The sequence below is a fragment of the Rahnella victoriana genome (assembly GCF_021276285.1).
Classification (GTDB): domain Bacteria; phylum Pseudomonadota; class Gammaproteobacteria; order Enterobacterales; family Enterobacteriaceae; genus Rahnella; species Rahnella victoriana.
Genome location: NZ_CP089919.1, coordinates 4,109,838 through 4,134,458 on the forward strand (window position 1 = coordinate 4,109,838; position 24,621 = coordinate 4,134,458).

23 protein-coding genes are annotated in these 24,621 nt (G+C 53.4%); 11 read left to right on the forward strand and 12 right to left on the reverse strand.

Going from position 1 to position 24,621, the window contains the following annotated elements:
* Nucleotides 1–70 precede the first annotated feature (70 nt).
* From J9880_RS18910 to J9880_RS18920, 3 genes are all read right to left on the reverse strand, one after another.
* Nucleotides 71–919, reverse strand: coding sequence for a helix-turn-helix domain-containing protein (locus tag J9880_RS18910; RefSeq protein ID WP_095921937.1), 849 nt, complete (start codon nucleotides 917–919; stop codon nucleotides 71–73).
* Nucleotides 920–1,000: 81 nt separating this feature from the next.
* Nucleotides 1,001–1,768, reverse strand: coding sequence for a phytanoyl-CoA dioxygenase family protein (locus J9880_RS18915; protein ID WP_232769766.1), 768 nt, complete (start codon nucleotides 1,766–1,768; stop codon nucleotides 1,001–1,003).
* A gap of 139 nt (nucleotides 1,769–1,907) precedes the next feature.
* Nucleotides 1,908–2,813: a LysR family transcriptional regulator gene (locus J9880_RS18920; protein WP_119827101.1), complete on the reverse strand. Its 906-nt coding sequence runs from the start codon at nucleotides 2,811–2,813 to the stop codon at nucleotides 1,908–1,910.
* A 153-nt stretch (nucleotides 2,814–2,966) separates the two neighbouring features.
* Here J9880_RS18920 and J9880_RS18925 point away from each other — a divergent pair, with 153 nt between their 5' ends.
* Complete coding sequence (locus J9880_RS18925; protein ID WP_095921934.1) at nucleotides 2,967–3,692, forward strand: pirin family protein; 726 nt, start codon at nucleotides 2,967–2,969, stop codon at nucleotides 3,690–3,692.
* 47 nt (nucleotides 3,693–3,739) lie between these two features.
* On the opposite strand, the gene J9880_RS18930 is transcribed toward J9880_RS18925, so the two are convergent.
* Nucleotides 3,740–5,248: a YchO/YchP family invasin gene (locus J9880_RS18930; RefSeq protein WP_232769767.1), complete on the reverse strand. Its 1,509-nt coding sequence runs from the start codon at nucleotides 5,246–5,248 to the stop codon at nucleotides 3,740–3,742.
* 348 nt (nucleotides 5,249–5,596) lie between these two features.
* On the opposite strand from J9880_RS18930, the gene J9880_RS18935 reads away from it, so the two are divergent.
* From J9880_RS18935 to J9880_RS18945, 3 genes are read left to right on the forward strand one after another with little or no spacing between them, the layout of a single operon-like run.
* Nucleotides 5,597–6,346, forward strand: a complete 750-nt coding sequence (locus J9880_RS18935) for a gluconate 2-dehydrogenase subunit 3 family protein (RefSeq protein ID WP_095921932.1) — start codon at nucleotides 5,597–5,599, stop codon at nucleotides 6,344–6,346.
* Nucleotides 6,347–6,361: 15 nt separating this feature from the next.
* Entirely contained in the window at nucleotides 6,362–8,125 is a 1,764-nt protein-coding gene (locus J9880_RS18940) for a GMC family oxidoreductase (RefSeq protein WP_095921931.1), read from the forward strand.
* Nucleotides 8,122–9,357, forward strand: coding sequence for a c-type cytochrome (locus J9880_RS18945; RefSeq protein ID WP_232769768.1), 1,236 nt, complete (start codon nucleotides 8,122–8,124; stop codon nucleotides 9,355–9,357). Before J9880_RS18940 ends, J9880_RS18945 begins: the two co-directional genes overlap by 4 nt.
* A 65-nt stretch (nucleotides 9,358–9,422) precedes the next feature.
* Here J9880_RS18945 and J9880_RS18950 read toward each other — a convergent pair whose 3' ends face one another.
* Nucleotides 9,423–9,842: a hypothetical protein gene (locus J9880_RS18950; RefSeq protein WP_095921929.1), complete on the reverse strand. Its 420-nt coding sequence runs from the start codon at nucleotides 9,840–9,842 to the stop codon at nucleotides 9,423–9,425.
* A gap of 283 nt (nucleotides 9,843–10,125) precedes the next feature.
* Between J9880_RS18950 and rstA the strand changes: the two genes are divergently transcribed.
* From rstA to J9880_RS18975, 6 genes are all read left to right on the forward strand, one after another.
* Nucleotides 10,126–10,857, forward strand: a complete 732-nt coding sequence (gene rstA / locus J9880_RS18955) for a two-component system response regulator RstA (protein ID WP_095921928.1) — start codon at nucleotides 10,126–10,128, stop codon at nucleotides 10,855–10,857.
* The gene (gene rstB, locus J9880_RS18960) at nucleotides 10,854–12,197 is read left to right on the forward strand and encodes a two-component system sensor histidine kinase RstB (RefSeq protein WP_232769769.1); all 1,344 of its coding nucleotides are present in this window, start codon (nucleotides 10,854–10,856) and stop codon (nucleotides 12,195–12,197) included. Before rstA ends, rstB begins: the two co-directional genes overlap by 4 nt.
* Complete coding sequence (locus tag J9880_RS18965) at nucleotides 12,181–13,662, forward strand: carboxypeptidase M32 (RefSeq protein ID WP_095921926.1); 1,482 nt, start codon at nucleotides 12,181–12,183, stop codon at nucleotides 13,660–13,662. The genes rstB and J9880_RS18965 overlap by 17 nt, the downstream gene beginning before the upstream one ends.
* A 1,174-nt stretch (nucleotides 13,663–14,836) precedes the next feature.
* Nucleotides 14,837–15,265 carry an acid resistance repetitive basic protein Asr gene (gene asr, locus J9880_RS18970; protein ID WP_095921925.1) on the forward strand — a complete coding sequence of 143 codons (429 nt, stop codon included), beginning with the start codon at nucleotides 14,837–14,839 and terminating at the stop codon, nucleotides 15,263–15,265.
* A gap of 101 nt (nucleotides 15,266–15,366) precedes the next feature.
* Nucleotides 15,367–15,465 carry a small membrane protein YdgU gene (gene ydgU, locus J9880_RS25245; protein ID WP_456300342.1) on the forward strand — a complete coding sequence of 33 codons (99 nt, stop codon included), beginning with the start codon at nucleotides 15,367–15,369 and terminating at the stop codon, nucleotides 15,463–15,465.
* A gap of 138 nt (nucleotides 15,466–15,603) precedes the next feature.
* Nucleotides 15,604–16,485 carry a trypsin-like serine peptidase gene (locus J9880_RS18975; RefSeq protein WP_095921924.1) on the forward strand — a complete coding sequence of 294 codons (882 nt, stop codon included), beginning with the start codon at nucleotides 15,604–15,606 and terminating at the stop codon, nucleotides 16,483–16,485.
* 75 nt (nucleotides 16,486–16,560) lie between these two features.
* Here J9880_RS18975 and hrpA read toward each other — a convergent pair whose 3' ends face one another.
* The gene (gene hrpA / locus J9880_RS18980; protein ID WP_131692734.1) at nucleotides 16,561–20,436 is read right to left on the reverse strand and encodes an ATP-dependent RNA helicase HrpA; all 3,876 of its coding nucleotides are present in this window, start codon (nucleotides 20,434–20,436) and stop codon (nucleotides 16,561–16,563) included.
* Nucleotides 20,437–20,738: 302 nt separating this feature from the next.
* Here hrpA and J9880_RS18985 point away from each other — a divergent pair, with 302 nt between their 5' ends.
* Nucleotides 20,739–21,356 carry an FMN-dependent NADH-azoreductase gene (locus J9880_RS18985; protein ID WP_095921922.1) on the forward strand — a complete coding sequence of 206 codons (618 nt, stop codon included), beginning with the start codon at nucleotides 20,739–20,741 and terminating at the stop codon, nucleotides 21,354–21,356.
* 122 nt (nucleotides 21,357–21,478) lie between these two features.
* Here J9880_RS18985 and J9880_RS18990 read toward each other — a convergent pair whose 3' ends face one another.
* The 6 genes from J9880_RS18990 to J9880_RS19015 form a co-directional block, all read right to left on the reverse strand.
* Nucleotides 21,479–21,892, reverse strand: coding sequence for a putative T6SS immunity periplasmic lipoprotein (locus tag J9880_RS18990; RefSeq protein WP_232769770.1), 414 nt, complete (start codon nucleotides 21,890–21,892; stop codon nucleotides 21,479–21,481).
* 134 nt (nucleotides 21,893–22,026) lie between these two features.
* The gene (locus J9880_RS18995; RefSeq protein ID WP_232769771.1) at nucleotides 22,027–22,443 is read right to left on the reverse strand and encodes a putative T6SS immunity periplasmic lipoprotein; all 417 of its coding nucleotides are present in this window, start codon (nucleotides 22,441–22,443) and stop codon (nucleotides 22,027–22,029) included.
* Between the two features lie 31 nt (nucleotides 22,444–22,474).
* Nucleotides 22,475–22,891 (reverse strand): putative T6SS immunity periplasmic lipoprotein, encoded by a 417-nt coding sequence (locus J9880_RS19000; protein ID WP_133823481.1) that lies wholly within the window; start codon nucleotides 22,889–22,891, stop codon nucleotides 22,475–22,477.
* 11 nt (nucleotides 22,892–22,902) lie between these two features.
* Entirely contained in the window at nucleotides 22,903–23,454 is a 552-nt protein-coding gene (locus tag J9880_RS19005) for a type IV secretion protein Rhs (RefSeq protein WP_232769772.1), read from the reverse strand.
* Nucleotides 23,455–23,478: 24 nt separating this feature from the next.
* Nucleotides 23,479–23,958 carry an Hcp family type VI secretion system effector gene (locus J9880_RS19010; protein WP_133823480.1) on the reverse strand — a complete coding sequence of 160 codons (480 nt, stop codon included), beginning with the start codon at nucleotides 23,956–23,958 and terminating at the stop codon, nucleotides 23,479–23,481.
* A gap of 301 nt (nucleotides 23,959–24,259) precedes the next feature.
* The gene (locus tag J9880_RS19015) at nucleotides 24,260–24,613 is read right to left on the reverse strand and encodes a YdbL family protein (protein ID WP_195817061.1); all 354 of its coding nucleotides are present in this window, start codon (nucleotides 24,611–24,613) and stop codon (nucleotides 24,260–24,262) included.
* Nucleotides 24,614–24,621 lie beyond the last annotated feature (8 nt).

Sequence of the window (24,621 nt, forward strand, 5' to 3'; positions counted from 1 at the left end):
TAGATTTTTAAGCCGCCGCCACAAGCCACAGACCTCCTGATTCCTTGCCTGATCCTGCACAACACCGCGGTCAGGATTTTCGGTCGGGAAGCTGGCTCAGCCACTGGCTGCGGTATTCGGAGGGAGAACGGGCGGTGCTTTTGCGAAACACGCGACAGAAATAGTTGCTGTCGACAAACCCGCTGCTGGTCGCCACTTCTTTGATTTTCAGTTCGTAGCCTTTGAGCAGCAGTTTCGCCCTTTCCAGCCGGACATGATTTAAATATTCGCTGAAACCAATATCGCCGGATTTACGGAACAGGTGGGACAGATAATTGGGCGTGATGTGAAAACGCTTCGCGACATTTTCGCGGGTCAGCGGCAGTGAGGCGTTCTCTTCGATATATTTTTTCACCACTTCAAACAGCGCGCCGCTGCGGGTGAGGATTTGCGCCCGGTTGGCTAATTGCTCCTGACAGTGACTTAACAGCCCGGCCACGATGCAACGGGCGGTTTGCTGATCGCCGGGACTGGAGACGATTTCATTCATGGCCTGCAACAGAAAAGACCCGACGCGCGGGCCGAGTCGCGGCACACTTTGTTTATCGGTATCCGTAAACTTGCCGCCGTCCCAGAATTGCAGGCTGAAGCCGAGTTTTTCTTTGCTGAACAGAATGCTGAGTAAAATGGCGGGTTTGTCCCACAGCGTCAGGTTCCATTTTCCGCCGGGAATATACAGTGCATCGCCCTGCCGCAGCCGTCCGTTATGCAGGACGATGCTGCGGTCATGCACCTCGCCTTCAACGACAAACTCTATGCGCGGAAAACTGACCACGCTGGCCAGTTCCGGCGCGGGCCGGGAATTATCAGGAAACCGGATGGCGAACGCCTCACTGCCGGAAACCGACCGGAAGAGTGTTTCTATCACGTCTGGCAGCATAGCGGTCTCTCCGTTATTTCTTTTCAGCGTAACAAAAAAAAGCCTGATCCGCAGACCAGGCTTTCCATGTTGAGAGCTGACTCAGAGAACATCCAGCAACCATTTCTGCGCGGGAGTCAGGCGGTCTGCCGTTTCCGGCTTCAGCCATTTGCGCTGATCCTGCTGCTGCGCGTCGTCGCGATCAATATATAAACTGTGCAACACCCGGCGCCGCGTGCCGATACGGTTATTGGTGCCGCCGTGCCAGGCGTGGGCGTTGTAGATCATCACACTGCCCGCAGGCGCTTCAAACACCACTTCATCGGGATGCGGTAACCCGACGTCAGCCAGCACGTCTTCCGGCAATTCCGGGCGGTGATGGGTGCCGGGAATAATGCGCGGCGCGCCGTTGGCGGCACTTAAATCATCTATCGCCACAATGGCGTTAACCAGATGCACTTTCGGGAAATCCGGACGGGGCTTTTTCCAGTCGGCGTGCAGCGGCTGATGGCCGCCACGGTGCAGCGCCTCGCGCCCGTTCAGGCTGGAAACTTTAAACGCGCCGCCGAAGATGTGATGGCAGACGGAGAGGATCCGCGGGTGCGACCAGACCTTTTCCCACACGGTGCCTTTGTTAATCATGTTGGCGATGCGGGTCGCGGTGGCTTCCTGATGGTGCTCGACGGCCAGATTATCGCCCTCTTTTTCCACCAGCGCGTCAAAAGTCGCACGCATATCTTCCAGCCAGTCTTTGCCGATAACATCATGAATAACAATGTAACCACGGGTCTCCAGCTCATCCGCCTGTGCGGCGGTCAGTGGCTGCATTGCCCCCAGTGCGTCGAGGTACTGTTCAGATGTATGTTTCATTTTTCGCCCTTTTAGTTAACGTTCGCGTAACATAAAAGTACGGCAGTTTTTATAGGAAAAAACGATGCAAATCCTACGAAATGCTGGATTTATGTGTGATCAGCAAAAAAGTGTGAGCCTGATAACCCGGTGACCGCCGTCATTTTTCGGCGGCTGACACCAGCAGTTGCGCCTTGAGACGTTCCTGCAAAAAGTCGAGAAACACCCGGGTGACTTCGCTGCGCTGGCGGTGCTGCGGATAGATGGCATGCAGATCCAGCGCACCGGGGTGAAACGCATCCAGCACCCGCACCAGCGCGCCATACTGCAACGCCGGGCCGACAATAAACTCCGGCAGCAGCACCAGCCCGAGTCCGGCAACGGCGGCGTCGCGCAGCACTTCGCCGTTATTGCTGAGTATCGGCCCGCGCACTTCGAACAGCCTGCGTTTGCCGTTGTGCTCCAGCTCCCAGCCGGTCTGCCCTTCGCGGCCATAACGCAGGCACTGATGGCTGAGCAAATCTTCCGGCGTTTGTGGCGTCCCCCTCCGGCTGAGGTAATCGGGGCTGCCACAAATCACCCGTTTCATGGTGCCCAGCCTGCGCGCAACCAGCGAGGAATCCGCCAGATTGCCGATACGCAGCGCGATATCAAAGCCTTCGCCCACCAGATCGACATAACGGTCCACCAGCTCCACCTGAAACTGAATGCCCGGATGCTGGCCTAAAAACTCCGCAATCAGCGGTGAAAGATGGCTGATGCCAAACGACATCGGAATGCTGATGCGGTACGACCCCTGCAACGCCTGTTTGCCGGGCGACACCGCCCGCTCCGCCTCTTCGATATCATCGAGAATTCGCTGAGCGTGCTGAGCAAATACCTGACCGGATTCGGTCACCGACAGCTTTCGCGTATTGCGGTTGAGCAGGCGCGCGTTTAATCCCGCCTCCAGCGACGCCATCCGGCGGCTGACATATTGTTTCGACAACAACAGCTGTTCTGCCGCCGCCGTGAAGTTTCCGGCTTTCACCACTGCCACAAAGATCCGAAGGTCTTCTATCTGCATCTCATCCGTTCCTTTTTATCGCCGCGCCAGTGACAACCAAAATGTGACAGTGATAGTCATTCAACCGTATTGTTGAGCAAATTAGTTTACGTGTATTCTCTGTTCATCGGAAGCGCAAACGCACTTCCTCCCAAACACACTGAGGAGTACACCATGATCGAACAACGTCTCTCTGAACAACGCGGCTTAGGTGACCACGGCTGGTTGCATTCCCGTCACACGTTTTCTTTTGCCAGCTACTGGGATCCAAAACAGGTCGGTTTCTCAGACCTGCTGGTCATCAACGATGATCAGGTTGCAGCAGGTCGCGGCTTCGGCGCGCATCCTCACAACAACATGGAAATTATCTCCTATGTGCTGGAAGGCGCACTGGCGCACAAAGACTCCATGGGCACCGGTTCGGTGATTGTCCCCGGCGATGTGCAGCTGATGAGCGCAGGTTCCGGCGTGACACACAGTGAGTTCAACCACTCCGGCGACGAACAGGTGCATTTCCTGCAAATCTGGATTGTGCCGTCTGAAAATGGCACCGAACCGGGCTACCAGCAGGTGTCTGTGTCAGAAGCGGAAAAACGCGGTCAGTTCCGCCTGATTGTTTCACCACAAGGTGACAACGGTTCGCTGACAGTGCGTCAGGACATGAAGATTTATGCCGGTTTATTTGACGGTGCAGAGCAGGCCACGTTTGACCTCGACCCGGACCGCTACGCTTACGTTCACGTGGCACGCGGTAACATCAGGGTGAACGGCATCGAATTCAGAACCGGCGACGGCGCGCGGATCCGTCAGGAAGATAAACTGACGTTCACCGACGGCGATCAGGCAGAAGTATTACTGTTTGATTTGCGTCCGGTAGAAGTGAATCATCCGGCCCGTTAATGTCATGATAACGCCTTCCCTATTGTTCAGGGGAAGGCGTTTTTTTGTCAGAAATTCAGCCCGCTGTCATTGCTGTTGTATTGCGGCTGCGCGGTCAGCGGTGGCGACACGGTCAGGGTGATCCAGTTCGAGGTTACTTTCTGCGATTTACTGTCTTCAACCGTCACCGACAGGCGATAGCTGTTGGTCGCGCCTGCGGAATCATCCCATTGCGGCACAATCACACTCCAGCCCTCGGGATCCCGGTTATTGGCCGGAGGCGTCAGGCTCAGCGCCTGCGTATCGCCCTGCCAGCTCAGCGCCACCACCGGATTCAGCGCCCGCAGTTGCAGTTTCAGCGGCACGGTTTCGCCCGGCTGTAATGACCACGGCGGCGTCGCCAGAAACACCGATAAAGTTTTGCGCTGCTTGAATTCCATCACCGGCATATTATTGCGATCGACCATATCAAACCGGCTGCCGCGTAACGAACGTGCGGCGGCCACATTTTGCGATGACAATTGCTGACTGAGCGGCACGCCCAGCCGGTAGTTCAGCGTCAGTTTCACCAGATCCTGATTATCCCCGTCCTGCCCGGCCTGATGTTCCGCCATCACCGTCACCAGCGGCACCGGCGTGTAATTAAGACCAAAAGACACCGCCGACGGATTGCTCTGCCGCGTGCCGTTACCGAACAAATCCACCTGATTACCGAAATACTGCTCATAACTCACCGAGGCACCCAACTGGCGATAGAACGGCAAATACCCTTTGGTGGTGATCTCGTAACCGCGCGCCTGACGGCGCAGTTGTGCCGACGTGCTGCTGTCCGCTTTGTAAGACGAAAACGGATGATAGTAATTGGTGGAGAAACGCAGGTAATCGGTCCAGGCTTCCGCGCCCAGACTGCCGCGTGTCAGCTGGTGGTCGAAATCATTATCGAGAAAGGCGTTATAACCGAGCATCCATTTGCCGGTATTAAACCGCTGACCGAGACCGAAATTACCGACCGTCGCATCCGTGGCGTTCTCCAGCCCAATCTGGCTGTAAACCAGATTATTGTCAGCATTGTATAACGGGCTGAAAAGATGACCGGCGCTGCCGTCAAGATTGTGGCCGGTGACATCCAGCGAGGTACTGAGCGTGCCGAGCGGCGAAAGCAAACTGGTGCTTTCCTTTTCGACCAGTTTCGCCGCCTGATTCAGCGCCAGTGTTTCTGCCTGCACGCGCAACGGATCGTCGCTGTCCGCCGTGGTGGTTCCCAGCTCTTTCAGGGTGGTGGCAAGCCGGGTTTCGGTGGCCGACGGACCGTTATCCGATTTGATGTACTGACTGCCCAGGCTCGGTAACGTCTCAGGCTGCGGCGCAATGCCGTTATTAAAGGTGGAGTGTTGATCACTGGCGGGCAGGAATCCGGAAAGGTGATAACCCGGTACGCCGTATTCGGTGGGTTCTGCCGTCAGCGCACAGGCGCCTGCAGCATAAAAGGCCGTTCCCGCTGCGACAAACAGGGAGAGGCAGACGGTGCCTGCACGACGCTTCATGAAATTCGGAAATAAATCTGTGACGTCAATCATACCTTACACATTTTACCCATAAGGTTTGATCTTACCTGACGAACACCATAATTCAACCTTCACGCCACAAACGGTCAAACACATCATTTCCTGAAGTGAAAATATGCAGAATCATTACCCTGATGAATACAGTGGGTAATTTGTCAACAGATCACAAAAAACCATCTAAAATTACAAAACAAAAAACTATTCACACACATTTCATAACATTTTTAACAAACGAACCATTTATCTTTACAGACTGTTTTCATTTATTCTTAGCAGGTTAACGATTATCCCGACGCCACCCGACTGCGTTTTGCAGAGTGCGTCCGGACCTTAAAGTGCTTAAAAAAACAGGGAACATAAATGAGCAAAAAAACCTTGCCCGGCGTGACCCGCAGACAAATTCTCTCGTTCACGGCAGCCTCCGCAGTGCTGGGCGCCGCCAAAGCCGCCAACGCGGTGACGCTCAAAGGCACGCCCGTGTGGAGCCCCTTTGACGCCAGTCCGCCGCCGCAAATTGAAACCGATGGCTGGGCATTCTTCACCGATGCCGAAGCCGCGGCCATGGAAGCAATTGTTGATCGTCTGGTGCCCGCCGATAACCTGAGCGTCGGCGGTAAAGACGCCGGATGCGCGGTATTTATCGACCGTCAGCTGGCCGGATTTTACGGCACCTACTCCCGCCTTTATATGCAAGGCCCTTTCCAGGAAGGCACACCCGAGCAAGGCGACCAGTCGCCGCTGGTGCCGCAGCAGCGTTACCGGCTCGGGCTGGCCGCACTGGATAAATACACCCAGTCACAGCATCAGAAGTTGTTCAAAGATCTGCCCGGCGACCAGCAGGACCACATCCTGTCAGGGCTGGAGAGTGGAAAAATTGCCCTGGATGGGATCGATTCCAAACTGTTCTTCGCCATTGCGCTGAAAAACACGATGGAAGGTTTCTTTGCAGACCCGATTTATGGCGGTAACCGCAATATGGTGTCGTGGAAAATGCTCGGCTTCCCCGGCGCGCGTTACGACTACCGCGAATATGTCGGCAAACACAATCAGAAACTCGATCTCGAACCGCTGAGTATTTCCGGCGGCGACGCATGGAAAATGAAAAGCTAAGGGCAGAACAACACTATGGCAAAGAAATTACCTAAAACCGACGTGGTGGTGATCGGGCTCGGCTGGGCCGGATCCATCATCGCCAATGAACTGTGCGACGAAGGGCTGAACGTGGTGGCGATTGAACGCGGCCCGTGGCGCGATACGGCACGCGATTTCAACGTGTCCACCGTCACCGACGAACTGCGTTACAACACCCGTCAGGAACTGATGTTACGCACCCGCCAAAACACCATCACTATCCGTAACAACCCGGCGCAAACCGCATTGCCGATGCGCGAATGGGGCTCTTTCCATCCGGGCAACGGTACCGGCGGCGCGGGCAACCACTGGGCGGGGATCACCTTCCGTTTCCAGCCGGATGAATTTCGCCTGAAAAGCCATCTGACCGAACGTTACGGCGCGAACGCCATTCCTGAAGAACTGGTGTTGCAGGACTGGGGCACCGACTGGGACGAAATGGAACCGCATTATGCGTCTTTCGAGCGTCTGGCCGGGGTATCCGGCAAAGCCAGTAACGTCAAAGGCGAGCATCATGAAGGCGGTAACCCGTATGAAGGGATGCGCTCGATTGAGTATCCGACCCGCCCGATGGATCAGCCTTACGGTCCGACGCTGTTTGCGGAAGCCGCCCGCAACATGGGTTACAAAGCCTTCCCGGTGCCCTCCTCGCTGATTTCCGAGCCTTACACCAACCCGCTCGGCGTGAAAATGGGGCCGTGTACCTACTGCGGTTTCTGCACCAACTACGGCTGCGCCAACTATTCGAAAGCCAGCGCCATCACCACGGTGTTACCGGCGCTGATCCGCAAGGAGAATTTCGAGGCCCGCACCAACTGTGAAGTGATGCAGGTGCTGACCGACTCCACCGGCAAACGCGCCACCGGCGTGATCTATATCGATTCTTCCGGCGACGAGTGGGAACAACCGGCAGATCTGGTGATCGTCAGCGCATTTACCTTTGAGAACGTGCGTCTGATGCTGCTGTCCGGTATCGGCAAACCCTACGATCCGGTGACCTTGAGCGGCACCACGGGCCGTAACTACGCCTATCAGACGGCCAACGGCGTGCAGCTGTTCTTCGATGACAAAAACTTTAACCCGTTTATCGGCGCAGGTGCGGTCGGTATGGGCATCGACGACTTCAACAACGATAACTTTGACCACAGCGGTCTGGGCTTCTTTGGCGGCGGCAGTATCCGCGTCACGCCAATCGGCGGCGCACCGATCGGTTACCGCCCTGTTCCGCCGGGCACACCGAAATGGGGCAGCGAGTGGAAAAAAGCCACGGTCGCCAACTACCTCAGCTCGATGTCGATCGGTTGTGAGGCCAGCAGCTACACCACCAAAACCAACTATCTGTCGCTCGATCCGAACTACAAAGACCGTCTGGGTCGCCCGCTGCTGCGCGTGACATTCGACTTCCCGGAAAACGACCTGAAAATGGCCGCCTATTGCACCGGCAAAGTGGCGGAAATTGCCAAGGCGATGAACCCGCGTCAGCTGGTCGCCAGCCCGATGAAAGGTCACTGGAACGGTACGCCGTATCAGTCTTCCCACGTGGTCGGCGGATTTGTGATGGGCGCGGATCCGTCCACCAGTTCCGTCAACAAGCATCTGCAGGTCTGGGATGTGCCTAATCTGTTCGTGGTCGGCGCGTCTGCCTTCCCGCAAAACCCCGGTTACAACCCGACCGGCACCGTCGGCGCACTGGCGTTTAAAGCCGCCCATGCGATCCGTAATTATTACCTGAAAAAACCGGGAGAGATGATCGCATGAAAAAGTTAACGTCATTCTCACTCGGACTGGTGGCACTGACCGTCAGCGGACTGGCGCACGCGTCGGGTGACGGCTCATTCGAGCAGGTTGAACGTGGCCGTTATCTGGCCACCGTCGGCGACTGCGCCGCCTGCCATACGGCCTCCACGCCGGATGCCAAACCTTTCGCCGGTGGCGTCCCGATCGAAACGCCGTTTGGCCGTCTGGTCGGCGCGAACATCACGCCGGATGCGGAAACCGGTATCGGTAAATGGAGCTTCGACGACTTCCAGCGCGCAATGTCGGAAGGCATCGGCCACGGCGGCAAACGTCTTTACGGCGCGATGCCGTTCACCGCCTACACCAAAGTGACCCGTGAAGATAACGCCGCGATCTGGGCGTATCTGCAAACCCTGCAACCGGTGCATCACGAAGTGGAAACCAACCAGTTGCCGTTCCCGTTCAACGTGCGTACCAGCCTGATGGGCTGGAACTGGCTGAACTTCAACAAAGGCGAATTCAAACCGCAGATGGATAAATCAGCGGAATGGAACCGTGGCGCGTATATCGTTGAAGGTCTGGGGCACTGCGGCACCTGTCATACGCCGAAAAATATCATCGGCGGCGACAAGGACAGCGAATTCCTGCAAGGCGCAGTGGTGGAAGGCTGGGTCGCGCCGGATATCACCAGCAACAAGCACACCGGTGTCGGCAACTGGACGCAGGAAGATCTGATGCAATATCTGAAAACCGGCTCTAACCGTTTCGATATCGCTTCCGGTCCGATGGCGGAAGAAGTCACCAATTCGTCGCAACACTGGACGGATGCTGACCTTAAAGCCGTGGCGGTCTACCTGAAAGACAGCGGTCATGACAGCGGCAACACCGCCCAGGCGGCGGTGAAAGCTGACGATAAAGCGATGATTGCCGGGAAGAATATCTATGCTGACCGTTGTTCGGCGTGCCATACGCCAGCCGGTAAAGGTCAGGAAGGTCTGTTCCCGCGTCTGGCCGAGTCGCCGCTGATCAACCAGACCAACGCCACCTCGCTTATCCGCGTGGTGCTGGCGGGCAGCCGTCCGGTCGCCACCGACAGCAAACCTACCGCACCGTCGATGCCGTCCTTTGACGCCAACCTGAGCGATGCCGATGTGGCGAACGTACTGACGTATATCCGTAACAGCTGGGGAAATGCCGCCGCGCCGGTGTCGGCCTCAGACGTGAAAGACTTACGTGAAGAATTGAAAAAATAAGCAGAAATAGCCAAAATGAGAAAGGCCGCGAAAGCGGCCTTTATTTTGAATGCATCACACAGACATCAATGCTGAGAAGGCATCTGCATAATCTGCACTAACAGATGATCATTATTCTGGCTTAATTGCACCAGATGTTTGCATTCCACTTTAATAGCGGTCAGCTGTTCTTCGGTCAGCGAGTACGGCAGGTTGATATCAATGCAGTACATATTTTGCTGCTCGGCCAGCTCAATCAGGCGGACAATATTGGTCTCGTCGCTGACCTGCGTGGAAACCACCTGTAAGGCCAGTGCGCGCAAGGCTTCCTGCTTAGAGTTGTCTTTTTTCGAACGGGATTTCAGAACCATGCCAAAGAACGGCATCACGCCATAAATGGCGTCAACAAAACTCCATTTCTTTTTGCAGGATGCGGACAAATATTCCATGTAGTCAAAGGATGCTTTCTGACTGCGCGCATCGGGTACCAGGCGGTTTTCATTCATCCCCTCTTCCTCTTCCTGGTCAGGGCCAATCAATTAGTAAATCAATCTGTAACGCCGAAGATATTCACCTATATAATGGCATAATTCACTGACACTTTGCCAGTGAGTTACCGTGCTTTCCGTAACGGAAACTGACAATGGCAACATTTCAGAATTTGACCAAAGTATTTCCCGTTTATGGAAAATATCTCGCAAAACTGACATGTTCTATTACGCTCGCGCGATAGCGTCACCCTGCGTGTCACGCTATGCTAATCACCGGATTTCTTACAGCAGCAAGCCAATGAATAAAATCGTTTTTGTAGAAGATGATGCAGAAGTCGGCAACCTGATTGCCGCCTATCTGGGTAAACATGATATTGATGTGCTGGTTGAACCGCGCGGCGATACCGCGCAGGCGCGCATTGAGAAAGAAAAACCCGACCTGGTTCTGCTGGATATCATGTTACCGGGCAAAGACGGCATGACGCTGTGCCGCGATTTACGCCCGATTTTCCCCGGCCCGATTGTGCTGCTGACCTCGCTCGATAGCGACATGAACCACATTCTGTCGCTGGAAATGGGCGCCAGTGATTACATTCTGAAAACCACCCCGCCCGCCGTGCTGCTGGCCCGACTGCGTCTGCACTTGCGCCAGAATCCGGCGCAGGGCGCGCAAAACGAACAACCGGTTCAGACGCTGAAAAGCGGTAACGCCCTGCACTTCGGCCAGTTATGTATCGACCCGGTTAACCGCGAAGTGACGCTGGTGGATGAAACCATTGTTCTTTCGACCTCCGACTTTGATTTGCTGTGGGAACTGGCCACCCACGCCGGGCGCATTATGGATCGCGAAGCCTTGCTGAAGAATCTGCGTGGCGTCAGTTACGACGGGCTGGATCGCAGCATCGACGTGGCAATCTCGCGCCTGCGCCGTAAACTTTACGACAACACGCTCGAACCTTTCCGTATCAAGACCGTGCGCAACAAAGGCTATCTGTTCGCCCCTAACGCCTGGGAGTCGCTGCACGAATGAGAAAACTTTTCGTCCAGTTCTTTCTGTTACTGCTGGTCTGTTTTCTGGTGATGGCGATGCTGGTCGGGCTGGTGTACAAAGTCACCGCAGAACGCACCGGCCGTCAGTCCATGAACGATCTGATGAAAAGTTCGCTCTATCTGATGCGCAGCGAGCTGCGGGAAATCCCGATCAAAGACTGGAACAAGACCATCAATACGCTGGATCTGAACCTGTCTTTCAAACTGCATATCGAACCGCTCGGTAAACGTAAACTGAGTCCCGCGCTGGATCAGCGTCTTAAAGACGGCGAAATTATTGCTCTGGATAACGAGTACACCTTTATTCAGCGGGTGCCGCGCAGCCATTACGTGCTGGTGGTCGGCCCGATCCCGTACCTGTTTTATATGCACGAAATGCGGCTGCTGGATCTGGGGCTGCTGATCTTCATCGGACTGTCCCTCGCCCTGCCGGTTTTCCTGTGGATGCGTCCGCACTGGCAGGATTTGCTGCGGCTGGAGAATTCCGCGCTGCGCCTCGGTAACGGCCATCTCGACGAACGTATCGATTTTGACTCAACGTCCAGCCTGAACCGGCTGGGCGTGGCCTTTAACCAGATGGCCGATAACATCAGCACACTGGTCGCCAGCAAAAAGTTGCTGATTGACGGCATCGCCCATGAACTGCGCACGCCGCTGGTGCGCCTGCGTTACCGTCTGGCGATCAGCGAAAACCTGCCGGAGTCGGAACAAAACGCCATCAACCGCGATATCGGTCAGCTTGAAGCGCTGATCGACGAACTGCTGACCTACGCCCGGCTGGACCGCCCGCAGGTGGCGCTGAATCTGGAAAAAGTCAATCTGGCCGACTGGCTGGAAGATAAAGTTGACGATTTCCGTCTGATCACCGAACGCACCCTTCTTTACGACGCGCCGAAAAACAGCGATTTCGGCGGTGTGGACTTACGTCTGATGGAGCGCGTGCTGGATAACCTGGTCAATAACGGCCTGCGCTATTCGCAGGAAACCCTGCGCGTCAGCCTGTGGCTTGACGGCGAACTGGCCTGTCTGCAGGTGGAAGACGACGGGCCGGGTATTCCGCCGGAAGAACGCCAGCGTATTTTTGAACCTTTCGTCCGCCTTGACCCGAGCCGAGACCGCGCCACCGGCGGCTGCGGGCTGGGGCTGGCGATCGTACATTCCATTGCCGTCGCGTATCAGGGACGCGTCGCCGTGGACAGCAGCCCGCTCGGCGGGGCAAGTATCCGTTTCAGCTGGCCGGTAAAACCGACATTTAATCTGGCTGCAGAACAGCCTCATCAAGAAAATCAGGAAGGGAGCCACAATGACCATCGCATATAAAAAATTACATGACACCTTCGCCCGCTTATCCCGCTTCGGCCATTTATCGGCCATTGCAGGCTGGGATGCGGCGGCCATGATGCCACCGGAAGGCGGACAGGCCCGCTCGGAAGCGCTGGCGGAACTGAGCGTACTGACTCATCAGATCCTCACCGCGAAACAGGTCGGTGAATGGCTGGAGCAGGCGGGCGGCGAGCAACTCAATGACGTGGAGCAGGCGAACCTGCGTGAGATGCGCCGTCACTACCAGCAGGCTGCCCTGTTGCCGGAAAGTCTGGTGCAGGCAAAATCACTGGCGGGCGCACGTTGCGAGCAAGCGTGGCGTATTCAGCGTAAATCCAACGACTGGGAAGGTTTCTCGGATAACCTGAAAGAGGTGGTGAAACTGAGCCGTCAGGAAGCCCGGTTGCGCGCCGAAGCCGCCGGGATCAGCCGTTACGATGCCCTGCTGGATTTATACGAACCGGGCATGACCTCGCAAAAACTCGACGTGTTGTTTGGTGACCTGAAAACCTGGCTGCCGGACCTGTTACAGACCGTAGTCGATAAGCAAAAATCAGAAACCCGCATCGCGCCGCAAGGCCCGTTTGATATCGAAAAACAGCGCCAGCTTGGCCTGAAAGTGATGGGCCGTCTGGGCTTTAATTTCGACGCCGGTCGTCTGGATGTCAGTGCCCATCCGTTCTGCGGCGGTGTTCCGCAGGATGTGCGCATCACCACCCGTTACAACGAAGAAGAATTCCTCAGCGCCATGATGGGGGTGATCCACGAAACCGGTCATGCACGCTATGAGCAAAACCTGCCCAAAGAATGGCTCGGCCAGCCGGTGTCCAACGCCCGTTCCATGGGTGTACACGAATCGCAAAGCCTGCTGTTTGAAATGCAACTGGGTTGCAGCGAGCCGTTCCTGAAGTCGGTGTATCCGCTGGTTATCGAGCAGTTCGGCCATCGTGAAGGACTGGACGAAAGCAACTTTATGAAGCTGAATCAGCGCGTCCAGCCGGGCTTTATCCGCGTTGACGCCGATGAACTGAGCTATCCGGCGCACGTCATTCTGCGTTACGAAATCGAAAAATCCCTGATGGAAGGCGAGATTGAAGTCGACGACATTCCGGCGTTGTGGAACAGTAAAATGAAGGAATATCTGGGCATCGACACTGTCGGTAACTACCGCGACGGCTGCATGCAGGACATTCACTGGACCGACGGCGGCTTTGGTTATTTCCCGACCTACACCCTCGGCGCGATGTATGCCGCACAGTTATTCCAGACCGCCAACAAAGCCATTCCGACCTTGCAGGATGACATCGTCCGCGGCGACCTGACCGCGCTGTTCCAGTGGTTGCAGCAAAACATCTGGCAGCACGGCAGCCGGTTCACGACGGATCAGCTGATGAAAAACGCCACCGGCGAGACACTGAATCCGGCGTTCTTCCGGGCGCATCTGGAAGGGCGATACTTGTAGGGAGAGGGAGTGGCTGGCTATTTTTAAAGCTAAATCAATGAGTTGAAGTTTGCATTAAAAGAGAAGTTGCCATTAATACCCCCTCCCCGCCTCCCCCTTCGCAGGGGGAGGAGCAAAGACTCGATCGGCTCCCTCCCCTGCGAAGGGGAGGGCTGGGGTGGGGTTTTAAGGCAAAATCAATGAGTTGAAGTTTGCATTGAAAGAGAAGTTGCCATTGATACCCCCTCCCGCCTCCCACTTCGCAGGGGGAGGAGCAAAGACTCGATCGGCTCCCTCCCCTGCGAAAGGGAGGGCTGGGGTGGGGTTTTAAAGCAAAATCAATGAGTTGAAGTTTGCATTAAAAGTGAAGTTGCCATTAATACCCCCTCCCGCCTCCCCCTTCGCAGGGGGAGGAGCAAAGACTCGATCGGCTCCCTCCCCTGCGATGGGGAGGGCTGGGGTGGGGTTTTAAAGCTAAATCAATGAGTTGAAGTTTGCATTAAAAGAGAAGTTGCCATTAATACCCCCTCCCGCCTTCCCCTTCGCAGGGGGAGGAGCAAAGACTCGATCGGCTCCCTCCCCTGCGAAAGGGAGGGCTGGGGTGGGGTTTTAAAGCAAAATCAATGAGTTGAAGTTTGCATTAAAAGTGAAGTTGCCATTAATACCCCCTCCCGCCTCCCCCTTCGCAGGGGGAGGAGCAAAGACTCGATCGGCTCCCTCCCCTGCGAAGGGGAGGGCTGGGGTGGGGTTTTAAAGCTAAATCAATGAGTTGAAGTTTGCATTAAAAGAGAAGTTGCCATTAATACCCCCTCCCGCCTCCCACTTCGCAGGGGGAGGAGCAAAGACTCGATCGGCTCCCTCCCCTGCGAAAGGGAGGGCTGGGGTGGGGTTTTAAAGCTAAATCAATGAGTTGAAGTTTGCATTGAAAGGCAAGCACCCATTAATTCCTCATCCTGGCATCACCCTTCGCAAGAGGAGGCGCAAACACGCGATCCACTGCTCCGTAGCAACTCCATCTCTATATCCTCCAATTTCATCGTAATCCCCTGATTTTATTACCCTCCCCTCCTTTGTACATTCCGTTACACGCCGAAACCAATCACTCACGGACAACCTGATCTAACGCGCCTAGTATTCTCCATACCGGCCCCGCAGTGGGGTGGACACATAAACTAAGATTCTTGAGGAATTAAACATGAAAAAAGTATTAGCTCTGGTTGTAGCCGCTGCAATGGGCCTGTCTTCTGTCGCGTTCGCTGCTGAAACTACCGCTACTCCGGCACCTGCCGCTGCTGCAACAACTGCTGCTCCGGCACCTGCTGCCAAGCACGTGACTAAGCACAAGACTCACAAGAAAGTCGCTCAGAAAGCGCAAGCGGCTAAGAAACACAAAAAACACGCTAAGAAAGCGGCTCCGGTTGCTCAGAAAGCGCAGGCTGCCAAAAAACACGTGAAACACGCTAAAAAAGCCGCTCCGGTTGCTCAGAAAGCGCAGGCTGCTAAAAAACACGTGAAACATGCTAAAAAAGCCGCTCCGGTTGCTCAGAAAGCGCAGGCTGCTAAAAAACATGTGAAACATGCTAAGAAAGCTGCACCGGCTGCGAAAGCAACACCAGCAGCATAAGAAGTAAACAAGACGTCTTTGTGAGCGTATCTACTCACCATTATCAAGACTGATGATTTGACACCCGGTTCGCCGGGTGTTTTTTTCTCCGGTTCTCTATCTTGAGGTACAGATGGAAGATGCTGCGCCGCTACCTGTTCGAAATCACCCTGTGTTCCCTGATCCTCTGCGGTCTGATCACCCTGTTCTTCTACTTCTGAATGTCCTGCGATGACGCCCGTCATCGGCTCAATAGATTGAGTTATCAGACAAATATATCCAACACGAAAGATAACCGACTATAATCATTCCACAATAACGGGTTTTCGGGTTCTCCCTGTTTTCAAGGTCAGAATGTTATGCGCATCGCGTTACCGCTATTTTTGTGCTTTTTCTGTTTTACCGTCAGTCCACTTGTTCATGCAGATTCCCCGGATGATGCAGATACCGACGCACCTTCCATCAGCGTAAAAGAAAAAACGGCCCTCTTTTTTGGTCATGATCAGCGCACGCCGGTCGCGGCAACGTCCCGCTGGCCGTGGCAGGCTATTGGTCAGATTGAAACGGAAAGCGGCAATTTATGCACCGCCACCCTGATTTCCAAACATCTGGCCCTTACCGCAGGCCATTGTGTGCTGGCGCCGCCGGGCAACATAGACAAAGTCATCGCCCTGCGTTTTATTTCTCATCATCAGAAATGGCGCTATCAGATCACCGCGTTACAAACGCTGGTTGACCCAAAACTCGGGAAAAAACTGAAAGCCGATGGCGATGGCTGGATCGTGCCGCCAAAAGCCGCACCCTTCGATTTTGCGCTGATCCGCCTTACCGACGAAAAACTGGCGTTACCTATCAGGCCGTTACCGTTATGGGAAGGATCACGTGATGATCTGACTGCGGTACTGAAACAGGAAGGCCGAAAAGTGACACAGGCGGGTTATCCGGAAGATCATCTTGATGATTTGTATGTGCATCAGGATTGTCTGGTAACCGGCTGGGCGCAACCCGGCGTGTTATCCCACCGCTGCGATACGCTGCCTGGTGACAGCGGTTCCCCGCTGCTGCTGAAAAACGCCGACGGCTGGTCTCTGGTGGCGATTCAGAGTTCCGCACCTGCCGCGCAGGACCGGTATCTGGCCGATAACCGCGCACTGGCCGTTCCGGCCATCCGCGACGCCCTGAATACCCTGTCTTCCGGCGTGATCAGCGCCAGCGGCCCGGTGACGGCGCCCGCTCAGTAACCCACAGAATCACCGTTAGCGAGCAAAAAAAAACCGCCTTAGCGTATAAGGCGGTTTTGTCGTGTTGAGAACCGGTTAAACCAGCTGTTCCATGGTCTGCAAAATACGTTTATCCGATATCGGATACGGCGTGCCCAGTTGCTGAGCGAAGTAGCTGACGCGCAGTTCTTCAATCATCCAGCGGACTTCCTTCACGTCCTCGCTTTGCTGACGCACCGGCGGCAGTTTGTTCAGCCACTGCTGCCATTGCTGCTGGATGTTTTCCACTTTCAACATCTGCGCACGATCGCGGTGCGGATCCATGGCCAGTTTGTCCATCCGGCGTTCAATCGCCTGCAAATAGCGCAGCGTATCCGGCAGACGTTTCCAGCCATTTTGCGTCACGAACCCCCGATAAATCAGGCCGGACATCTGCGCTTTGATATCAGAAAGCGCCAGCGCCATGGTGATATCAATCCGCCCTTTCAGCCGCTTGTTGATGCTGAAGACAGTCGTCAGGATCTGCTCCACCTGAATGGCGATTTGCACCACCGTATCATTCAGATTGGCGCGCACATGCTCATGCAGTCTGGCGAAATCTTCTTCACGCCACACCAGGCCGCCGGATTCAGCGATCAGTTTGTCAATGCCACAGGAGATGCAGTCGTCGATCAGATCCAGCACTTTGCCATACGGATTGAAGTACAGCCCCAGTTTGGCTTTGTTCGGCAACTTCTCGTGCAGGTATTTGACCGGCGACGGGATGTTGAGCAACAGCAGGCGCCGCATCCCGCTGAGCATTGCCTGCTGCTGTTCGAGTTCGCTGTCGAACAGACGGATTGCTACACTGTCTTTCTCATCGACAATCGCCGGATAGGCTTTCACTTCATAGCCACCGCGCTTTTGCTCGTAGCGTTCCGGCAAGGTGCCAAAACTCCAGACATGCAGGTTGCGCTGTTCGATGCCGTCATCCGCGACGGCGGAAAGCGTCTGCTGCACCTGCTCTTTCAGGCCGGATTTCAGTGCGTTCAGATCTTTGCCTTCCCGCAGCGTTTTGTTTTTATCGTCAACGATGCGGAAGGTCATTTTGAGATGATCCGGCACCTGTTCCAGCTGCCAGTCGTCACGTGACACCGTCACGCCACTCATCTTGCGCAGCTCTTTTTCCATGGCATCCAGCAGCGGCATCTCAAACGGTTTGATGCGGCCCAGCAAGGCATCGGCGTAATTCGGTGCAGGCACAAAATTACGACGTACCGGCTTAGGCAAGGATTTAATCAGCGCCATGATCAGCTCGCGGCGGATCCCCGGGATCTGCCAGTCAAAGCCCTCTTCGCTCACCTGATTGAGCAGCGGCAGCGGAATATGCACGGTCACGCCGTCAGCATCCGTCCCCGGTTCAAACTGGTACGTCACGCGCAGTTTGAGATTGCCCTGATGCCAGAAATTCGGGTAATCATGGGCGCTGATATTGCCCGCGCCCTCTTTGATCAGCATGCTTTTTTCAAAGTTCAGGCTGTCCTGCGGCTGCGTTTTCCACCAGGTATCAAAGTGCCGTGCCGACACCACTTCCTGCCCGATACGCTGTTCGTAGAACAGGAACAGGGTTTCATCATCGACCAGAATATCGCGGCGACGGGATTTATGTTCCAGCTCTTCCACTTCGGTACGCAGACGCAGGTTAGCGCGGAAGAACGCATGGCGCGTTTGCCAGTCGCCTTCCACCAGCGCATGGCGGATGAACAGCTCGCGTGAGACGACCGGATCAATCGTGCCGTAATTCACCCGACGCGCGGCCACGATCGGCAGGCCGTACAACGTGACCTTTTCCGTCGCCATCACCGCGCCCTGTGCTTTTTCCCAGTGCGGCTCGCTGTAACTGCTTTTCGCCAGATGCTTCGCCAGCGGCTCAATCCATTCCGGTTCGATACGCGCGGCAATACGCCCCCACAAACGGCTGGTTTCCACCAGTTCGGCGACCATCACCCATTTTGGCGGTTTTTTAAATAACCCGGAGCCAGGGAAGACGGCAAAACGCGCATTACGCGCCCCGGTATATTCCTGTTTATCCGCATCTTTCTGGCCGATATGCGACAGCAAACCGGTCAGCAGCGCGCAGTGAACCTCACGGTACTCCGCCGGGACGCTGTTCACCGGCAGCCCCAGTTCTTTCACTACCTGACGGAGCTGGGTGTAAATATCCTGCCACTCGCGAACGCGCAGATAGTTGAGGAAATCACTGCGGCACAGCTTGCGGAACTGTGCGGAAGACAGCTCTTTCTGCTGCACTTTCAGGTGATCCCACAGGTTCACAAATGCCAGAAAATCAGAATCCTTGTCGGCAAAACGACGATGTTTCTCATCGGACGCCTGCTGTTTGTCCATCGGTCGTTCACGCGGATCCTGAATCGACAGCGCGGCGGTGATGATCATCACTTCCCGCACACAGCCGTTTTTCTGCGCTTCCAGCACCATGCGTGCCAGACGCGGATCCACCGGCAACTGCGCCAACTGGCGGCCAAGCGGTGTCAGCGTATAACGGCCATCGACGGCATTATTGATGGCGTTCAGTTCTTCGAGCAGACGCACGCCGTCCTGAATGTTGCGTTTATCCGGCGCTTCCACAAACGGGAATGCGGCGATATCGCCCAGCCCCAGCGAGGTCATTTGCAGAATGACGGACGCCAGGTTGGTGCGCAGGATTTCAGGGTCGGTAAATTCCGGGCGTGACAGGAAATCCTGTTCCGAATACAGACGGATACAGATGCCCTCGGACACACGTCCGCAACGCCCTTTACGCTGGTTGGCCGACGCCTGAGACACCGGCTCGATCGGCAGGCGCTGCACTTTGGTGCGGAAGCTGTAACGGCTGATACGCGCGGTGCCGGGGTCAATCACGTATTTAATGCCCGGCACGGTCAGCGAGGTTTCGGCGACGTTGGTCGCCAGCACGATACGACGGCCGGAATGCGACTGGAATACGCGGTTCTGTTCGCTGTTCGACAGGCGCGCATACAACGGCAAAATCTCGGTATGCGGCAAATCCAGACGGTTCAGCGCATCCGCGGTATCACGAATTTCACGTTCCCCGCTCATGAAGATCAGGATGTCGCCCATGCTTTCGCGACCCAGTTCATCGACGGCGTCGAAAATCGCCTGCAACTGGTCACGATCCACATCGTCGGCGTCATCGACAATCGGGCGATAGCGCACGTCAACCGGATACGTCCGGCCGGAGACTTCAATGACCGGCGCATTGTTGAAATGACGCGAGAAACGTTGCGGATCAATCGTCGCGGAGGTGATGATGACTTTCAGATCCGGGCGTTTCGGCAATAGCTGACGCAGATAACCGAGAATAAAGTCGATGTTCAGACTGCGTTCATGCGCTTCATCGATGATCAGCGTGTCGTACTGCATCAGCATGCGGTCCTGCTGGATTTCCGCCAGCAGAATACCGTCGGTCATCAGCTTGACCAGCGTGTTTTCACTGACCTGATCGTTAAAACGGACTTTATAACCGACGGTGTTGCCGAGCGTGGTATCCAGCTCATCGGCGATACGGTTAGCGACGGTACGCGCCGCCAGACGTCGCGGCTGGGTATGACCAATCACGCCTTTGATCCCGCGTCCGAGTTCCATACAGATTTTCGGGATCTGCGTGGTTTTACCGGAGCCGGTTTCGCCCGCCACAATCACCACCTGGTGATCGCGGATAGCGTTATAAATGTCGTCTTTCTTCTGGCTGACCGGCAGGTTTTCCGGATAGCTGATTTTTGGCCGCGAGGCTTCACGGGCACTGACTTTCTTCAGGCTCTCGGTGATAGCGGTCTGGATTTCGGCACTTAACGCGTCGAGTGCGTCGGGTTTATCCAACTTTCTGGCACCCTGCAAACGACGTTGCAGGCGTTGCCGGTCACGTAGCATCAGCCCGTCTAACTGCGCTGATAATGCCGCGAGCGGTGATTTCACGATCGGAATTCCTTGTTGCATGTCAGCCGGAGAGCAAATCATCTGCGCCAGCTGAATCTGAATGGGGGATGAGGAAGGTTCACGCCTTGCCTGCTTGTGTCTATGTTAACACAAGGTATTGAAGATGCTGAAAACGGGTGATTTTGCGACCGGATTTCAAGTTGTTCAAAAAAATCGATGATAGGTCTCTAAATATTGCGCTATCACTGCATAAGCTTTCTGAATAAAGTAAGTTCCATTCGGGGAACGTTCTGGTTATAAAAACCAACACCCTATGTACCACACACTTAAGGAACTCACTCATGAGCAAAGTACTCGTCCTGAAATCAAGCATTCTGGCTAACTTCTCTCAGTCTAACCAACTGGCCGATTACCTGGTTGCAGAGTATCAGTCTGCCAACAGCGGCTCTACCGTGACCGTTCGCGACCTGGCTGCGGATCCGATCCCTGTCCTTGACGGCGAACTGGTTGGCGCACTGCGTCCATCCGATGCTCCGCTGACTCCACGTCAGGAAGAAGCACTGGCGCTGTCCAACACCCTGATTGAAGAACTGCAGGCGCATGACGTGATCGTTATCGCTGCACCTATGTACAACTTCAACATCCCGACTCAGCTGAAAAACTATTTCGATCTGGTAGCCCGTGCTGGCGTGACCTTCAAATACACCGAGAAAGGCCCTGAAGGTCTGGTGAAAGGCAAACGCGTTATCGTTCTGACCAGCCGCGGTGGCATCCATAAAGACACCCCGAGCGATCTGGTTGCCCCATACCTGTCTCTGTTCCTGGGCTTCCTGGGCATGAGCGACGTAGAATTCGTTTACGCGGAAGGTATTGCGTACGGTCCTGAAGTGGCGACCAAAGCACAGACTGATGCGAAAGCAGCCATCGATGCGGCCATCAAAGAACTGGCTGCGGCATAATTACCCCTATCACAATCTGAGCACCCATTCACTTAAGAATCTGTCCGTTCCGCTCAGATGATGTTGTGATAACGCTATTGCGCGCTGAAAAGCGCGCTTTTTTTTATTGATAATATGTCATTTCAAAAAACGCTAATTTCTTTACTTTTGTCACTGGTTTCCCAGGTAACAAATGAAATTGAATACGTGTTTAGGGAAACATCAGATTTGACTCTTTCATCATCAGGGGTGAAATGCATACTCACGTGGTAAGCCCTTCCCGTCTCAAACTTATAACCCAGGGTAGGAATGCAGGTGTCTTTTTTGACAGTAAGATATTCATCCTGGTTATTAAAAAACTGACTAAATCCGGGTGACTCCCCTTTCCTCGTAACAGATATTCCTTTCAGCTTTTGCTTTTCCGTTCTTCCTGGCGTCAGCAGACAAAGCGCATCTCCGGTAAAATAGGCATGAGCGTGAGCGGGCATTATGGGTGTGTAACTTGATATACACCCTGCCAGCGACAGAGTGAGAAATAAAAATGAGAGTACTCTCAATATTACGAATTCCTTCAAAAATTTGGAAAATCTGTCAGCAGCAATTTATAGTAAGAATAAGTATTCTCAAGATATTCACTGTTGTAATATAAGTTCCTGTTACCCAGCCATTCCGCTTCCCCGAGCGCGCTTTTTTATTGATAACTTACGTACTTATCTTTATCGCTATTTTCCCAAACGATAAAGGTTGCCGAATAATAATTCGAATTATAATCACTTTTGTTTCTATCAGTATCCTCAGTGAAATTCATAGTAATATGATAAGCATAACCCGCTTCAAATTTATAACCGAACAATGGGATACAGGTATCTTTTTTTATGACTTTATATTCAGCCGAATTATTAAATTGCTTTATAAAACCCGGCGATCCCCCCCACTGTTCAATATGAATTTTTTTTAGCTTTTGTTTTTCCGTTCGCCCTGGTGTCAGCAGACAAAGCGTATCTCCGGTAAAATAGGCGTGTGTTTCAGAAGGAAGGGTTGGTGTATAATCTGAAACACATCCTGACAGAGAGAGAGACAGCACTACCATTATGGATTTTTTGAACATTATCAGCTCCTTTGATCAATGATTTAAAAAATTACAGATACTCTACCTGCTTCTCTTTCTTGCTCGTCTCCCAGATAACAAAAGATGCGGTATAAAAATCAGTATAAAAATGAGTTTCTTTCCTTTCTGGATCTTTAGTTAAAAATATAGACACATGATAAGCACTGCCAACTTCAAATTTATATCCAAGCAAAGGCATGCAGCTATCTTTTTTTATAGTGAGATATTCACCTTCATTTTTAAAAAACGTTGAGAAACCGGGTGATTCACCCACCTTCTGAACAGACATACCGGTTAATTTTTGTTTTTCTGTTCGTCCTGGCGTCGTCAGGCAAAAATTTCCACCTACAAAAAATGCCTGCGCATGAGCTGGAGGGGTAAAATGATCCCCTAAAAAACATCCGGAAAGAGATAGAGACAAAGAAATAACAGCAGCTTTTTTTATCATTATTGAATCCTTCAATAAGTTGGAAAATTGGTTAATATCAATTTGTAATATGATAATGCGCTATCTAATTTATCACCCTTATAGTTTCGATACTGGTTCTTATACCATTCAGACTCTCCAAAATTCACAAGGAAAAAATAATCAGCCACAATTGAAGCCTGTTGCTCCATTGAATATTCATTAACCCTTGTTTTTCCTTCAAAATTATAGTGATAATCAGCGGCCCAACTCATACTCCCTCTCAGCTTAACCCACATACCATTTTGATATTGCCAGACATGCGTCATCTCATGGATAAACAGGTGTTGATGACGATTGCTCGCTGTCGAAAAATCATCAACATAATTCTCCCCTCGAAAATAAAGCTCGCCACTTGGCGTCATTGCTGCCGACTCCATTTGCAACCCGAACGGCAGATAACTGCCTAAGTGGATCCACACTCTTGAGTAGTCGATATAACTGCCAAAGACTGTGCGGGCGAGCGCAATCTCACCCAGAGTTAATCTTCTTACCTGCCCCTCGCGGGTCAGTTTTTTCATTTCTGCCGGTTTATGAAATTTCACAAGCCAACTCCCTGTTAGTCAGTGTCAGAAAACCGTCTCGCTCCAGATGCTGTAGCCAGATGTTCCTGCTGTGTGGTGCTTCCATGTTATTGACTCGTAGACCACGGATATCATTTCCTCAGCCTCTTTATCGGGATTGTCTAATGCATGCGCGGTTCGGACGCTCTGCCGTTCCAGGGTGGCGCCTCTGACTTCTACTGAAAAGTATTTTTCCTGTACACCAGTCGATGATGTTCGGTAAAAATCGAAAAACAGGTCGATCTTCTCATTATTAGAAATGGCCATGCCTATTAACGGCGTCGACTTATCGATCAGCTTAGTAAAACTGACCGGACGATGTTTTACGTTCTGGCTTCTGACAATTTCATGATCAAACTGAACCACAAAAATTTGGTCGCGATGTCCGGATTGAAATTTATTACCAATGGAGTCATAGGTTGAACAACCTGCTGAAATTAACCCTTGTTTCTTACCGGTAATTTTTACATAGATGGCGTTTGCCATATCCCACATCCTTTTGGTTGACGTTATATGAATAGTATCAGGACTGATAAAATGGATGACTGTCGAGATATTTATTCACCACATGAATAAATTAAAAAATCACAACAGGTTTTTATAACAGGAGAAGTAATGATGGGCAATGCAAATAATTACCAGCGACGTCTCTATATTCCTTCGCCTTATTTATTTGATTTATTGAGTTCAGGAAATAAAAAGCCGAAAAAGATTATTTCATTGAGAATGGCATTTATCATTGTAAAGACGGAATCAATAATTCCGTCTTTACAATGAGGGGAACCTTTTACTTCTGCAACCACTTACCATTAATGCCGCGGACGTATTCGCCCTTCCCGGCTCTGGCGACCAGCTTTTGTCCGGCGAGTTTTGCCACATCGTCGGTGCTGACGTTATTGTCCCGCGCCACCTGTTCGTATTGCTGTTTGCGCCCTTCGTTAATTTTTGTCGCCAGCGCGACACTGTCGGCGTCTTGTTTCAGCGGTGCCAGATAGCCGGACAAGGTTTCGCCCACGCGCCCTTGCTGCTTGGCTTCATTAAGCGTTAACGCGAAAGCCTGACTGCAAAACAGCACACCACCGGCCAGCAGCATCAGGCTGATTCTTTTTATGCTGATAGTGTTGAAAAACATCCCGGACATACGCGCTC